This is a genomic window from Pacificispira spongiicola (genome assembly GCF_012926505.1).
Lineage (GTDB): Bacteria > Pseudomonadota > Alphaproteobacteria > UBA8366 > Aestuariispiraceae > Pacificispira > Pacificispira spongiicola.
This window is the reverse complement of the sequence record NZ_JABBNT010000005.1, coordinates 466,531-481,003: the sequence shown is the minus strand read 5'-3', so window position 1 is coordinate 481,003 and position 14,473 is coordinate 466,531. Positions and strand designations below refer to the sequence as shown.

Sequence of the window (14,473 nt, the reverse complement as noted above, 5' to 3'; positions counted from 1 at the left end):
CTCGTTGTTTTCGTCTCTCCGCCGCATCCCCAGGCTGGACGAACCGGGGCGGCTTTGTCATAGTCGCCGCGATCTGATCAACCGTATGTCTTGACGGGATTTATCCATGGCGAATGCGATTACCCGGGTGATTACCTGGTTGCGCGGCGAGCGTGTCGGCGAAGACGCGCTGGGCAATGTTTATTACCAGGATCGGAAGGCCACGCCGGGGCAACGCCGTCGGCGCTGGGTCATCTACAAGGGCGGTCAGGACGAAGCGTCGCGGGTGCCGCCGGAACATCATGCCTGGCTGCATTACACGATGGATGCGTTTCCCGCGCCCGGAAATCGCCAAAAATATGCCTGGGAACGGGACCATTTGGCGAATACGACGGGCAGTGCCGAAGCGTATCGTCCGCCGGGACATACGCTGGCGGGCGGTCATCGTGCGGCGGCAACGGGCGACTATCAGGCCTGGACGCCGGAATAACGGTCACACGGCGTATATCCTATCGGGGATTTCATGCGACCAGCGTCGAAGGAAACACGACAGATTCTAATCGGGGCGGCGACGGTCGTCGCCCTCGCGGTTTTTTTCGCCTGGGGCTATCGCCACAATCCGGAAAAGCATGACAGCAACGGCTATCGCCTGTTCGCGCTGTTCGAATCGGCCACCGGCCTGACGCCGGGCAGCCCGGTTCTGTTGGCCGGGATTCCGATTGGATCGGTACGCAGCCTGACGCTCAAGAAAGACACGAATCAAGCCATCGTCGAAATGACGATCGCTGAAGATCAAAAAATCCCGATCGATAGCGAGGCGTCGATCTTCAGCAACGGTTTGGCGGGCGGCAAATATATCCGCGTATCGCCGGGTGGGGATTTGGAGACTTTGGCGCCGGATAGTTTCTTCGATTATGTCCGCGGATCCGTCGATTTCGTGGAATTGTTCGAGAAGATCATTCAAATGGCCGAAGCCCGGCGCGGCATTACGCCGGAACAATAAAGGGTCCTGGGAATGCAGCGCAGCGTGATCGAAACCATCATGGGTGCCGTCGTTTTGGCGGTGGCGGCGTTGTTCCTGTCATTGGCCTATCGGGCGACCGACCTGGCGGGACGGGACAGTGGGTACACGCTGGTCGGTCATTTCACCGCTGTGGATGGTCTGACCTTGGGATCGGACGTTCGTGTCGGCGGCGTGAAGGTCGGGACCGTGACGGATCAATATATCGACCCGGAACTGTTCGAAGCCGTGGTCAAGTTGTCGATCGAGGACGGCGTGAAACTACCGACCGACAGTTCGGCCCAGATTGCGAGCGACGGGCTGTTGGGCGGGCGGTTCGTCAATCTGGTTCCAGGCAAGGACGATGCGATGCTGGAAGACGGCGCGGAAATCACCGACACCCGCGACGCGGTGGCGTTGGAAGATTTGCTGGGCCGCGCCATTTTCCTGATCGCGGATGAATGATCCGCAACCTGTGACAGCCAACTTATGACAATCGCCAATCAACACTGGGACCCGGATCGTTACCGGCAAAACGCCGGTTTCGTGGCGGAACTGGGCATGCCGGTGGTCGAACTGCTGGCCCCGCAACGGGGGGAACGGATTCTCGACCTTGGCTGCGGCGATGGGGCGTTGACCGCGAAGCTGGCGGCGATGGGCTGTGTCGTCACCGGCTGTGACGCCAGCGTCGATCAAATCCGCAAGGCACGGGAAGACGGCCTGGACGCCCATGTCATGGATGGGCAGGCCTTGACGTTCGAGGGGGAATTCGACGCCGTTTTCAGCAACGCCGCCCTGCATTGGATGAAGAAGCCCGATGCGGTGATTTCGGGTGTGGCGAAAGCCTTGAAACCCGGCGGTCGTTTCGTCGGGGAATTCGGTGGGGCCGGAAATGTGCAAACCTTGCGCACCGCGCTGCGCACGGCCGTGGCGGTGCATGGTGTCGACCCGGACGCGGCCGATCCCTGGTATTTCCCGACGGTGGAAGACTATCGCGCGCGTCTGGAAGCTGCCGGTTTCAATGTGCGGTCCATCGAATTGATCGAGCGGCCCACGCCGTTGCCCGGCGATGTCGGCGGCTGGCTCGCGACCTTCGGCGAAAGTTTCCTGAACCGGCTGGACCCGACAATCCGGGAAGGAACGGTAACGGCCTTGCGCGCGTCCCTGCGCCCGGTCCTGACGGATCCGGACGGTGTCTGGATCGCGGATTACGTCCGGCTAAGATTTTCGGCGGTGTTGGCATGAAACGACTGATTCCCCTGACGCTTCCCCTGACCGCCGCCCTGGCGCTGACGCTCACGACGGTTTCTCCCGCTTGGGCGGAGCCGAAGAACACGGCGGTGCTGCAAGGCCTGGACAAGGTGACGGCACAGGTTTCGACCTTCGAAGTCGCGATCGATCAGCCGATCGATTTCGGGGCGCTGCGCATCCGTGTGCGCCATTGCGACAAGACGCCGCCGGAAGAAAAGCCGGAAGCCGCCGCCTTCGTGGAAATTGACGAATTGCGGCCGGGTCAGGATCAAAAGGTTCTATTCACCGGCTGGATGTTTGCGTCCAGCCCCGGTCTGAACGCGGTGGAACACGCGGTCTATGACGTCTGGGTCCTGGATTGCGTCGATCGCGGTTTGCCGGAAGAGGGCGAGCAGCCGGCGGATGCGCAATAGCCGGTCCGTCATCGCTATCCCCTTGCCAAGCATGGGTTGCCGCGTATAGTGCCGATCCAGGAACCACCACCCGTTGACGGAACCGCGACATGACCGCGTCGATCTGCATTATCGGGATTATTACCGGCTGCTGCCTGTCGCGGCGGCCGTCGGTGGTGCCTGTCTGAGATTTCCTTCCCGGATTGGACGACTGAACGGACCCCGCGGCAGACCAGCCAGCGGGGTTTAACTTATGCAAGTGAGAGTGTGATGGACCTGAAGATTTACGATACCAGCCGACGCCAGAAAGTGACGTTCGAACCCCGGATCCAGGGGAAGGTCGGCATGTATGTCTGCGGGCCGACGGTTTATGATCGTATCCATATCGGCAATGCGCGGCCGCTGGTTGTCTTCGACGTGTTCGCGCGGCTGCTGCGGCGCGGATATGACGTCACCTATGTCCGCAACATCACGGACATCGACGACAAGATCAACGCACGGGCCAAGGAACGCGGCATCGATATCCGCGACCTGACCGAAACGACGGTCGACCGCTTCCGGGAAGACTGCGCGGCGCTGAACGTCCTGCCACCGGACCACGAACCGCGCGCGACGGAAACGATTGCGGAGATGATCGCGCTGATCGAAACGCTGATCGAACGCGGTCATGCCTATGCCCTGGAAGACGGGCATGTGCTGTTTTCCGTGCCGTCCTGGCCCGACTACGGCAAGTTCGCCAACAAAGACCGGGACGAGCAGATTTCCGGCGCCCGCGTCGATGTCGCCAGCTACAAGCGCGACCCGGCGGATTTCGTGCTGTGGAAACCGTCCGACGCGGAAACGCCCGGCTGGCCGAATCCCTGGTGCGAGAAGGGCCGACCCGGCTGGCATATCGAATGCTCCGCCATGTCGGAGAAGTTTCTGGGCCCGGATTTCGATATCCATGGCGGCGGGATCGACCTTGTCTTCCCGCATCATCAGAACGAAATCGCGCAAAGCTGCTGCGCCCATGCGGAATCGGAACGCGGCGATCGCTTCGCGCGCTATTGGATGCATAACGGCTATCTGATGAGTGAGGGCGAGAAGATGTCGAAAAGCCTCGGCAACTTTTACACCGTCGCCGAGTTGCTCGAAGAGTTTCCGGGGGAGGCGTTGCGCCTCGTGATTCTGCAGGCGCATTACCGGCAGCCGCTGGATTTCTCCAAGGACAAATGCCGGGAGGCGAAGGCGGCCCTGGATCGTCTTTATCGACTGAAACAGACGGCGCTAACCCACGGCGTCGATCCCTCGGTGGACGGTGCTTTTGTTTCGGCGCTGTCGGATGACCTGAATGTGCCGCTGGCATTAGCGAAGCTGCATGAGCTGGCCGAAGGCATCGACACGGCCGAAGGCGCTGCGCGCTTCCTCGGTGCGCTGGACCTGCTGGGTATCGCGCAGATGGAACCGGATGTTTGGTTCAAAGGGGCGGATGCGGGCGACGGACCGTCTGCGGAGGAAGTCGAGTCCCTGATCGAGGCTCGCAAGGCGGCCAAGGCGGCGAAGAATTTTGCCGAGGCGGACCGTATCCGGGACGAATTGAAGGACAAAGGCGTCGTCCTGGAGGACAAACCCGGCGGTGTCACCGAATGGCGACGGGCTTAACACAAGAATAATGGTAAGGCGGAAACGATGAGCGAGCGTATCTATCTTTTCGACACGACGCTGCGCGACGGCGCGCAGACGCAGGGTGTGGATTTCTCCGTGGCGGATAAGGTCGCCATCGCGCAGGCGCTCGATCAGATCGGTATCGACTATATCGAAGGCGGCTGGCCCGGCGCCAATCCGACCGACGACAGTTTCTTCGACAAGCCGCCGAAGCTGTCCAAGGCGAAGCTTGTCGCCTTCGGCATGACGCGGCGTCCGGGACGGTCGGCGGAAAACGATCCGGGCCTTGCGCCGCTGCTGAATTCCCAGGCCCATGCCATGTGTTTGGTGGGGAAGAGCTGGGACTATCACGTCGACGTGGCGCTGGAGATCGAGCGGGAAGAGAACGTCCGCATGATTTCCGATTCCATCGCGCTGGCCGCCGCGCGTAAGGAAGAGGCGATGTACGATGCCGAACATTTCTTCGACGGCTACAAGGCCAACAAGGAATTCGCGCTGTCCTGCGTGAAGGCGGCCTATGAGGCAGGGGCGCGGTGGGTCGTGCTGTGCGATACCAATGGCGGGACCCTGCCGCATGAGGTGGAAGCGATCGTCCGCGAGGTGACGGAGCACATACCCGGCGACCGCCTGGGCATCCATGCGCATAACGACACGGAAAACGCGGTGGCCAACTCGCTGGCTGCGATCCGCGCCGGGGCGCGTCAGGTGCAGGGCACGATCAATGGGCTGGGCGAACGCTGCGGCAATGCCAACATGATTTCCCTGATCCCGACGCTGATGCTGAAAATGGGATTCGATACCGGAATCGCGCCGGAAAAATTGCAGGAAGTTACGGGTCTGTCGCGGTTGCTGGACGAACGGTTGAACCGTGTACCGAACCGGCACCAGCCCTATGTCGGGGCGGCGGCCTTCACGCATAAGGGCGGGCTGCATGTTTCCGCCGTCGCGAAGGACCCGAAGACCTACGAACATATCGATCCGGCCCTGGTCGGGAACAAGCGGCATGTCGTGGTGTCGGATCAGGCCGGTCGGTCGAATGTCGTCGCGCAACTGGCCGAAAGCGGGATCGAATTGGATGATGCCGCGATGCGCCGTTTGCTGGACGACGTGAAGCAACGGGAATTCCAGGGCTATGCCTATGACGGGGCGGAGGCGAGTTTCGAACTGCTGGCCCATCATGCGAAAGGTGACGTGCCGGACTATTTCGATATCTCCCGTTTCCGGGTGATGGACGAACGCCGCCACAATGCGGTGGGCAAGCTGATCACCGAATCCGAAGCGACGGTGCAGGTCGAAGTGCAGGGGCGTACCGTCATGCGCGTCGCCATGGGCAACGGACCGGTCAACGCGCTGGACACCGCCTTGCGCGAGGCGGTGGTGGAAATCTACCCGGATCTCGCCGGTATGCAGTTGGTGGATTACAAGGTCCGTATCCTGCCCCCGCCGAAAGGCACGACCGGGACCGACGCCGTCACCCGCGTGACCATCGAAAGCGAGGATGACGACGGTTTCCGCTGGTCCACGGTCGGGATATCCGCGAACATTATCGACGCTTCGGTCATCGCGCTTTACGATGCTTACGCCTATAAGCTCATGCGTGATGGGGTGCGATGAACACGCCGGGAAATACACCGGGAAGTACACTGGGCCGGAACGAACGGCAGGCCCTGTCCCGGAAGATCATCGACACCTGTCTGGCGATGAACGCATCGGGCATCAATCAGGGAAAATCCGGCAACCTGTCCGCGCGCTTCGGCGACGGTATGCTGATCACGCCCAGCGGTGTCGCCTATGACAAGCTGAAGCCGATGGATATCGTGCTGATGGCGCTGGACGGGACGGTGGAACCGGGCCAGTTGCTGCCGTCCAGCGAATGGCGCATGCATGCGGATATCTATCGCCATCGACCGGAAGCCCAGGCCGTCCTGCATGCCCATCCGACCCATTGCACGGCGCTGGCCTGCCGCCGGGAGGGTATTCCGTCCTTTCATTACATGGTGGCCATGGCGGGTGGCAGCGACATTCGCTGTTCGGACTACGCGACTTTCGGGACGGAGGCGCTGTCAAACACGATGATCGCGGCGCTGGAGGGGCGAAAGGCCTGTCTACTGGCCAATCACGGCATGATTTGCTTCGAGGGTGATTTGGGCAAAGCCCTGGCCCTCGGCATTGAGGTGGAAAGCCTGGCGCGACAGTATCTCGCCGCGCGGCAGGGGGGCGAACCTGTCATCCTGTCCGATGCGGAGATGGCGGAGGTCATCGAGAAATTCAAAACCTACGGCAAGCAGCCGACCAAAGAGGCGTGAGATGGAAATCGACGGCAAACCCTACCGCACCATCTGGGTCGAAGATCCCGGCAAGACGGTCGGCGTGATCGATCAGACCAAGCTGCCGCATGTTTTCGAGACGCTGACCCTGGCGTCGCTGGAAGACGCGGCGGTCGCGATTGAGGATATGATCGTGCGCGGTGCGCCTTTGATCGGGGCGACGGCGGCTTACGGGTTCTGTCTGGGCCTGAATGCCGACAGCAGCGATGCGGGCGTATCCGCGATTTATGATCGTCTGTACCGCACGCGCCCGACGGCGGTGAATCTGCGTTGGGCCTTGGACGAGATGCGGGCGCTGGTCGACAACCGGGCCCCGGCGGAACGCGCGGCACTGGCCTGGGAACGGGCGGCGGAGATTTGCGACGACGATGTCGAAATCTCCAAAGCGATTGGGCGCAATGGTCTGGCGCTGATCGAGGAAATCGCCGCGACGAAGCCGGCGGGGGAGGCGGTAAACGTCCTGACCCATTGCAATGCCGGTTGGCTGGCGACCGTCGATTGGGGGACCGCGACCGCGCCGATCTACATGGCCTATGAAAAGGGCATCAAGGTCCATGTCTGGGTCGACGAGACGCGCCCCCGGAACCAGGGTGCGAGCTTGACCGCCTGGGAGTTGGGCCGCCACGGTGTGCCGCATACGCTGATCGCGGACAATGTCGGCGGTCATTTGATGCAGCATGGTTTGGTGGACATGTGCATCGTCGGGACCGACCGCACCACCGCGCAGGGCGATGTCTGCAACAAGATCGGTACTTATCTGAAGGCCCTGGCGGCACAGGATAACGGCGTGCCGTTCTATGTTGCCCTGCCGTCGACCACGATCGACTGGACCGTTGCCGACGGCGTTCGCGAAATCCCCATCGAACAGCGCAAGGGCGAGGAATTGACCAAGATCGCCGGTCGGCTGGAAACGGGCGAGGTCGTCACCGTCGACATCGCACCGGAAGGCGTGCCGGTTCGTAACGACGCCTTCGACGTCACGCCCGCGCGGTTGGTGACGGGCCTGATCACGGAGCGCGGTGTCTGTGCTGCCAGCGAGCGGGGTCTAAAGGGTCTATTCGACCGCTAGTCGATCCACGACCCGGCGATTCTTGCGGCGTCGCCTCAGCATGGCTGTTAGGATCGGCTTACAAATGCCTCCGTACGACCGATTGGTGAGGCGACGGGAGTAATCTTGTGTCTGCAATGAAATACATGGCGGCACTGTTTTGCTGTATCTGGTTCATGGCGTCGTCTTGGGCAGCGGAACCGAGGCCGGTTACGATCGCTACTCTGGATTTTCCCCCCTATGTCAGTAATCGTTTGCCGAACAAGGGCTGGGCCTGGGAAGTGGCCCGGACCGTACTGCGTCAGCAGGGATACGAACCGAACCTTCTGATCATGCCATGGATACGTGCCCTGAAATTCGCGGAGGAAGGGGAGGTCGACGCCCTATTCATGGCGAACAAGACACCGGAAAGGGAAAAATGGGCCGTCTTTTCCGATCCGATCGGAGAGGAAGTGTCGGTTGCCTTCAAGCTGCGCGATAGGCAATTCGGTATCCGTGACCTGAGCGACTTAGCGACCCATACAGTCGTCGCATTGCGAGGGTCTAATGCGTTCGATGTGCTGCGACGGGGCGGTGTCGAGGCCGTTCCGGTTTCCGAGATGCTGAATGGGTTTCAAATGGTCCTACAGGGCCGCGCGGATATGTTTGTGACCGACAGATTCGCTGGACGTGCCTTCCTGCGCCAGCATTTCACGGACGATCTGGTGAATCGGATCAATATCGAACAGCATCTGGTCGACGTGAACCGGCTACACCTTGCGATTTCCAAAAAGGTGCCGGACCATATGGATATCCTGACCGCCTTTAATAATGGCTTGGCACAGGCGCGGCAAAACGGGCTTTACGACAGGATACAGAAAAGCCACGGATTTTAAGTTGCCGTCTTTCCTATGACGACTTTCCTTGTGCGTGAAAAATGAAGCCAAGCACGTTCATCAGCAATTGGGCGGCTAGAAACGCTGTCGACCCGGAATGATCGTAGTCAGGGGCGACCTCGACAAGGTCGATGCCGACGATTCGTCCTTTCCCGGTCAGGCCCTGCAGGATTTCCAGGACCTCATAATACAGGAAACCGCCGTGGCTGGGTGTGCCCGTCCCAGGGGCGATGGACGGATCGAATCCGTCGATATCGATGGTCAGGTAATAGCGTGCGCCGTCCGGCACCTTTGCCAGCACGCCGTCGCGGCCAAGTTCCCGGCAATGACGGACCGACAGGATCGTCGATCCCGCCTTGCGCGCCGCGTCGTAATCCTGCCGGTTGGACGAAGAGACGTTGCGGATGCCGAGCTGCGTGAATCCGGTAACATGGTTTAATTCCGATGCCCGGCGCAGCGGATTGCCGTGGCCGTAGCGCACGCCGTGACGTTCATCGACGAAATCCAGATGCGCGTCGATATGCACGATATGAACGGGGTCCTGATCGTCGAATGCGCGGATGCAGGGGATATGCACCGAATGGTCGCCGCCCAGAACGACGGGCAGGGCACCCGCCTTCAGGATTTTTCGAACGCCGTATTCGATATTGTCGTGGCTGCGGATCGTATCGGTATGAATGATATCCGCATCGCCGATATCGACCATCCGTACCTTGTCGACCGGTAGATAGGTGACGTCGTCTTCGAAGTCGTAGGCCCCGTCATGGCCGAAGGAAAATAGGGTGGAGGCTTCCCGGATCGAGCGGGGCCCGAACCGCGCGCCGGCGCGATATTGCGTGCCCATGTCGAACGGCGCGCCCAGCACGGCGATATCCGCGTCGATCGCGTCCCAGTCTAGGCAGACCGGCTGTTTGCCGAAGGTGCAATGCCCGACAAAAGGCAGGTTCAGGCGCCCGGATTCGTAACCGTGTTTTGACATGCTGAATTCCCCCTTAGAGACCGATCCGGGGGAGTTTAGGCGGGCGTTGGCCGGTGCGAAAGCGTGAAGATCAATCGTTGAACCCGGCGGCGTCGACGCGGCCGGACCGGCATTCCGTCGGCATGGAAACCGATCGCTGGATCATGTCCTCAAGGGATTGCCCGGCGACCGTTCCCGCAAGACCGATGCGCATTTCGACAATCAGGTTCTGCTCATCCTTCTTCTTGCACAGCAATTGAATGCGAAAGCCCGCCCCGTCGCCAAAGGCGATATCGACGATCTGGATAACGTCGATATAGGCGAGGTCGACGCCGATGGACTCTTCGAACAGTTTCTTCACAGGGGACGCGTTCAGTTCGTCCAGAAGCTTCAGCGAATCCCGGAAATAGGCTTCCGGCGTTGGATCTTCGTGACAAGTCCCGTGCTTAATCCATTCGTGCCGGTCCAAATAGGACTGACTGCCCGGCATGGCGGCGTCCAGCCGCGCTCGCAGGCCGGACGGCAGGTTCAGCGTCGGCAGCTTGTCCCAGTCGCCCTGCTTGTCCGCGGCGATGTGTTCTTCGGAGACCCCGCAATAGAAATTCCCACGCGGTTCCGGCCACAGACCGTGCAGGGAGAATTGCCGCGCGTCGACACGATCCGGAGTTTGGCTCTCGCATTCCGGCTTCGCTCGGTTCAATTCGCAGAAGGAGGGCTGCCAGGACACCGCAAGAACGTAGCTCATCGGTTCCGACGCTAGGGTACAGCTTGGCGAGAAGAAAATCAGGAGTGCCACGACCCTAAGGCAGGTTTTCATCAGCTCTTCCCTTCGATGGGCTCAGGGCTTTCCAAGCCCGACCGGATCGATCTCCCCCGACTCGCAACTATCGTCGCGTTCCTGGGCCAACCGGATCATGTTGCTCAGATTCTTGGCGGAGACGTCGCCCGCCAGATTGATCCGCATTTCGACGATCAGCTTCCGACCGCCGGTGTTTTTGCAATGCAGGCTGACCTTTGACCCGGCGCCGCGGCCGAAAGCCTTGTCGAACGCTTGGGAAACGGCCTCCGATGTCAGGGTCGTTCCCACCGAATTCGTGAACAGCGACGTGATGGGCGAGGTGTTTATCTGATCCAGCAGGTTTACGGAATCGCTGAAATAGGCCTCTGGCTCCGCCCGATCATAGCATGTTCCATGCTTGATCCATTCATGCCGGGCCTGGTTCTCCTCCGTTCCGGGCATCGCTTCCGACAGGGATTCTTTCAGTTCCGGGGGCAACTCAACCTTAGGCAGCTTGGACCAATCGCCTTGCTTGTCCGTTTCCCGGACCGTCGGCGAGACGTCGCAATAAACATGGTCGGGAGATTCGGGCCAAAGGCCATGCAGGGCGAACCGTCCCGTTTCCGCCGTATCGACCGTCTGACCATTGCATTCCGGCAGGTCGCGGTTGAACTCGCAAAAAGCCGGCTCCCAGGAAAGGGACAGGGTATAGGCAGGCTGATCGTCCGCGCCCGCTGAAATCGGCCAAAGCAGCAGTGCGAAAGCGACGATGAACGTTCGAGAAATCATATCCTGTCTTCGCAATCGGGGTCCGTTTTCAAGATAGGGGCGCGTCGCGTTGAAATCGAGCGTACATGGAGACGCCATAGAGATACAGCACCAGCGGATGGAACGGTCTTCCTGTTCGGGCGACATAAAAGCGTAAGCAAACTGTCAGCTTTGCGTCCGAAATCGATCACAAATTCGACCGATAAGCGAAACCGGCCTTTCATGAAGCAGGCTTAGACGGGGCAGTCTCATTCTCGCGTTGGGTTCGGGTACCGTTTTCCATGCCTGGAAGTCGGACCTGGGAGAGGCAGCGAGAGATTTCCGAACAGGTCCGTCAAGGAGAACAGGACATGCAACGCAAAATGCTTTTCGCCGCCGCGCTCGCGGGGGTGATGGGGGCTTCCGGCCTGGCGCAGGCCGAGCCGACCGAAATCACGCTTTGGCACGCCATGGGCGGTCGGTTGGGTGAAGTGGTCGATGAAATGACCGCCGAATTCAATGCCAGCCAGGACGAATACAAGCTGACCTCGATCTACAAGGGCGGCTATGAAGACACGATGACGGCCGCCATCGCGGCCTTCCGTGCCGGTCAGCAGCCGGATGTCGTGCAGGTGTTCGACGCGGGGTCCGCGACGATCATCAACGCGCCGGGCGCCGTCTTCCCCGTGGAAGACCTGATGAAGAAATACGGTGTCGGTTTCGACATCGATGCCTATATTCCGGGCGTCCGCTACTTCTATGCCGACTCCGACGGCAAAATGATCGGCATGCCGTTCAATTCCTCCACGCCGTTGCTGTACTTCAACAAGGAAGCCCTGACGAAGGCCGGTGTCGAGCCGCCGAAGACCTGGGAAGATTTCGAAGCCATCGCGCCGAAACTGGTCGAAGCCGGTTACGTGCCGCTGGCGCAGAGCCACAGCCCGTGGATCTTTGCCGAAAACTTCCATTCCCGTCACAACATCCAGATGGCGACGGCGAATAACGGCTTCGACTCGACGGATGTCAAAATTCTGTACAACAACGACGCCATGAAGATGCATTGGTCCAAGGTGAAGGACTGGAAAGACAAAGGCTATTACGGCTATTACGGCCGCAACTGGGGCGACAACCAGGATGCCTTCGTTCAGGGTAAGGTCGCCATGTGGCTGGGCTCCTCCGGCTCCTTCGGCGGACTGCGCAAATCCGCCGATTTCGATTTCGGCACGACCTACCTGCCGTATTGGGAATCGATCACGAAGGACCCGAAAGGCACCTTCATCGGCGGTGCGGCCCTGTTCGCGCTGTCCGGCAAGTCGGATGAAGAATACAAGGGCGTCGCCAAATTCTTCGAATACATGACCAAGCCGGAAACGCAGTTCTTCTGGCACAAGGAAACGGGCTACGTTCCGATCACGACCGATGCCTACGCGCTGGCGAAGAAAGCGGGCTATTACGACGAAACGCCGGATGCCGAAGTCGGCATTCAGCAGCTCAGCCTGCCGGCGGGCGAATGGACCAAGGGCTATCGTCTCGGCTACTACGTCCAGATCCGTGAAGTCATGTACAAGCATTTCGAGCAGCTGTTGAACGGCGACGAAACCGTCGACGCGGCCTTCGACGGTATCGAAACGGAAAGCGACGAACTGCTGGACCGTTTTAAAGACACCTACAACTGATCGTCACGGTCGGTCGGGGAGGAGGCGGCGGCCTTACGTCGCCTCCGTCCCGGTTCTTTACGGATTAGTCGTCATGAAACGGGTTCAATTCAGCGGCACGCCGCTGCCCTATTTTTTCGTCCTGCCGCAGATCGCGATCGTCATCGTCTTCTTTCTGTGGCCCGCGGCCCAGGCCGTCTATAAGTCGTTTCTGTTGGAAGATGCTTGGGGCCTGACCAGCCAATTCGTCTGGTTCCGAAACTATGAAGACATGGTGCTGGATGCCGACTGGGTGAACACCGCCGTCTTTACCGTCATCTTTTCCATGATCATTGCTTTTGCCTCTCTTGCCATTGCGCTGACGCTCGCGGTGCGCGCGAACGATATCCTGCGCGGGGCATCGACCTACAAGACGTTGCTGATCTGGACCTATGCGGTCGCGCCCGCGGTCGCCGGGCTGATCGGCAATCTGCTTTTCAATCCGCTGATCGGCAGCATGACCCATCTGCTGCACGCGCTGGGCTGGGAATTCGATCGGGCGTCAAACGGGTTCGACGCCGCCTTCATGATCTCCCTGATCGCCGTTTGGAAGCAGGTGTCGGTGAATTTCATCTTCTTCCTGGCCGGATTGCAGGGGATTTCGAAATCGGTTCAGGAAGCGGCGATCTTGGATTGCCGTAGCCGCAGCAAACGGTTCTGGACCATCACTTTCCCGCTATTGGCGCCGACGACCTTCTTCCTGCTGGTCATCAACATGACCTACGCCTTTTTCGACACATTCGGGATCATCGACACGACGACGCGCGGTGCGCCCGGCGGGTCGACGCAGACGCTGGTTTACAAGGTCTATACCGATGGGTTCATCGGGGCCGATCTGGGCGGCAGCAGCGCGCAGTCGGTTGTCCTGCTGCTGATGGTGCTGGTGCTGACCGCCTTCCAGTTCCGCTTCATCGAACGGAAGGTTCACTACTGATGAAACCGCGCCAGATAATCGATCATATCGTTCTGATCCTGGGCTGTCTGTTCATGGTGTTGCCGGTCTGGATCGCGCTCACCAGTTCGACGCATTCGGCGGAAACGTTGTTCCGGGAAGGCTTGCAACTGTGGTTCGGGGATCAGTTCGTCGAAAACTATCGGGCTGTTCTATTGGAACAGGGCGGGGTGACGAAGACATCGACGGCGCTGCGCATGCTGTTCAACAGTTTGATCCTCGGTCTCGGCTTCGCTGTGGGCAAGATCGTGATCTCGATGCTGGCGGCCTATGCCATCGTCTATTTCCGCTTCAAGATGGCGGAATTCCTGTTCTGGATCATTTTCCTGACGCTGCTGCTGCCGTTGGAAGTGCGCATTGTGCCGTCCTATGCGGTCGTCGCGCAATTGGGGCTGTTGAACACCTATACCGGTCTGATCGTGCCGTTGATCGCATCAGCGACCGGGACCTTCTTCTTCCGACAGTTCTTCAAATCCGTGCCGGACGAATTGCTGGAGGCCGCGCGGATCGACGGCGCCGGGCCGATCCGGTTCTTCATCGATATCCTGTTGCCGCTGTCGAAGACGATGATGGCGGCGATCTTCATCATCATGTTCGTCACCGGTTGGAACCAATATCTCTGGCCGCTGATCATGACGACCGACGACAGTATGTACACGATCGTCATCGGTATCAAACAGGCGTTCCAGGTTCTGTATGAAGGCGGCGAGCTGCCCCGTGTGCAGGAGGCGTTTGCGCTGACCATCCTGGCGGTGCTGCCGCCGGTTCTGGTTGTTCTGTTCTTCCAGCGCTGGTTCGTGCGCGGTCTTTTGGAAAGCGAGAAATAAG

The 14,473-nt window shown here is 60.0% G+C and carries 16 protein-coding genes; 13 read left to right on the top strand and 3 right to left on the bottom strand.

Annotation, left to right across the window (positions count from 1 at the left end; all coding sequences use genetic code 11):
• Positions 1 to 106: 106 nt before the first annotated feature.
• From HH303_RS18125 to HH303_RS18080, 10 genes are all read left to right on the top strand, one after another.
• Positions 107 to 469, top strand: coding sequence for an NADH:ubiquinone oxidoreductase subunit NDUFA12 (locus HH303_RS18125; protein WP_169626773.1), 363 nt, complete (start codon positions 107 to 109; stop codon positions 467 to 469).
• 33 nt (positions 470 to 502) lie between these two features.
• Positions 503 to 982, top strand: a complete 480-nt coding sequence (locus HH303_RS18120) for an MlaD family protein (RefSeq protein WP_169626772.1) — start codon at positions 503 to 505, stop codon at positions 980 to 982.
• A 12-nt stretch (positions 983 to 994) separates the two neighbouring features.
• Positions 995 to 1,444: an outer membrane lipid asymmetry maintenance protein MlaD gene (mlaD, locus tag HH303_RS18115; protein ID WP_169626771.1), complete on the top strand. Its 450-nt coding sequence runs from the start codon at positions 995 to 997 to the stop codon at positions 1,442 to 1,444.
• 24 nt (positions 1,445 to 1,468) lie between these two features.
• Positions 1,469 to 2,224 carry a class I SAM-dependent methyltransferase gene (locus HH303_RS18110; RefSeq protein WP_169626770.1) on the top strand — a complete coding sequence of 252 codons (756 nt, stop codon included), beginning with the start codon at positions 1,469 to 1,471 and terminating at the stop codon, positions 2,222 to 2,224.
• Entirely contained in the window at positions 2,221 to 2,643 is a 423-nt protein-coding gene (locus HH303_RS18105) for a DUF2155 domain-containing protein (RefSeq protein WP_169626769.1), read from the top strand. Before HH303_RS18110 ends, HH303_RS18105 begins: the two co-directional genes overlap by 4 nt.
• A gap of 249 nt (positions 2,644 to 2,892) precedes the next feature.
• On the top strand, positions 2,893 to 4,263 hold the full coding sequence (cysS, locus tag HH303_RS18100) for a cysteine--tRNA ligase (RefSeq protein WP_169626768.1): 1,371 nt from the start codon (positions 2,893 to 2,895) through the stop codon (positions 4,261 to 4,263).
• 27 nt (positions 4,264 to 4,290) lie between these two features.
• Positions 4,291 to 5,880 (top strand): citramalate synthase, encoded by a 1,590-nt coding sequence (gene cimA, locus HH303_RS18095; protein ID WP_169626767.1) that lies wholly within the window; start codon positions 4,291 to 4,293, stop codon positions 5,878 to 5,880.
• Positions 5,877 to 6,572 (top strand): class II aldolase/adducin family protein, encoded by a 696-nt coding sequence (locus HH303_RS18090; protein WP_169626766.1) that lies wholly within the window; start codon positions 5,877 to 5,879, stop codon positions 6,570 to 6,572. Before cimA ends, HH303_RS18090 begins: the two co-directional genes overlap by 4 nt.
• 1 nt (position 6,573) lies before the next feature.
• A complete protein-coding gene (gene mtnA, locus HH303_RS18085) occupies positions 6,574 to 7,662 on the top strand; it encodes an S-methyl-5-thioribose-1-phosphate isomerase (protein ID WP_169626765.1) in 1,089 nt (362 codons plus the stop codon).
• Positions 7,663 to 7,778: 116 nt separating this feature from the next.
• Positions 7,779 to 8,516 (top strand): substrate-binding periplasmic protein, encoded by a 738-nt coding sequence (locus HH303_RS18080; RefSeq protein WP_227421927.1) that lies wholly within the window; start codon positions 7,779 to 7,781, stop codon positions 8,514 to 8,516.
• A gap of 13 nt (positions 8,517 to 8,529) precedes the next feature.
• Here HH303_RS18080 and speB read toward each other — a convergent pair whose 3' ends face one another.
• From speB to HH303_RS18065, 3 genes are all read right to left on the bottom strand, one after another.
• Positions 8,530 to 9,495: an agmatinase gene (gene speB, locus HH303_RS18075; protein ID WP_169626763.1), complete on the bottom strand. Its 966-nt coding sequence runs from the start codon at positions 9,493 to 9,495 to the stop codon at positions 8,530 to 8,532.
• 70 nt (positions 9,496 to 9,565) lie between these two features.
• On the bottom strand, positions 9,566 to 10,219 hold the full coding sequence (locus HH303_RS18070; protein ID WP_169626762.1) for a ribonuclease T2 family protein: 654 nt from the start codon (positions 10,217 to 10,219) through the stop codon (positions 9,566 to 9,568).
• Between the two features lie 93 nt (positions 10,220 to 10,312).
• A complete protein-coding gene (locus HH303_RS18065; protein ID WP_169626761.1) occupies positions 10,313 to 11,041 on the bottom strand; it encodes a ribonuclease T2 family protein in 729 nt (242 codons plus the stop codon).
• 329 nt (positions 11,042 to 11,370) lie between these two features.
• Here HH303_RS18065 and HH303_RS18060 point away from each other — a divergent pair, with 329 nt between their 5' ends.
• The 3 genes from HH303_RS18060 to ugpE all read left to right on the top strand — a co-directional run bounded on the left by HH303_RS18060 (position 11,371) and on the right by ugpE (position 14,472).
• Positions 11,371 to 12,675 (top strand): extracellular solute-binding protein, encoded by a 1,305-nt coding sequence (locus HH303_RS18060; protein ID WP_169626760.1) that lies wholly within the window; start codon positions 11,371 to 11,373, stop codon positions 12,673 to 12,675.
• Between the two features lie 73 nt (positions 12,676 to 12,748).
• On the top strand, positions 12,749 to 13,627 hold the full coding sequence (locus HH303_RS18055) for an ABC transporter permease subunit (RefSeq protein ID WP_169626759.1): 879 nt from the start codon (positions 12,749 to 12,751) through the stop codon (positions 13,625 to 13,627).
• The gene (gene ugpE, locus HH303_RS18050; RefSeq protein ID WP_169626758.1) at positions 13,627 to 14,472 is read left to right on the top strand and encodes a sn-glycerol-3-phosphate ABC transporter permease UgpE; all 846 of its coding nucleotides are present in this window, start codon (positions 13,627 to 13,629) and stop codon (positions 14,470 to 14,472) included. Before HH303_RS18055 ends, ugpE begins: the two co-directional genes overlap by 1 nt.
• The last annotated feature ends 1 nt before the right edge of the window (position 14,473 follow it).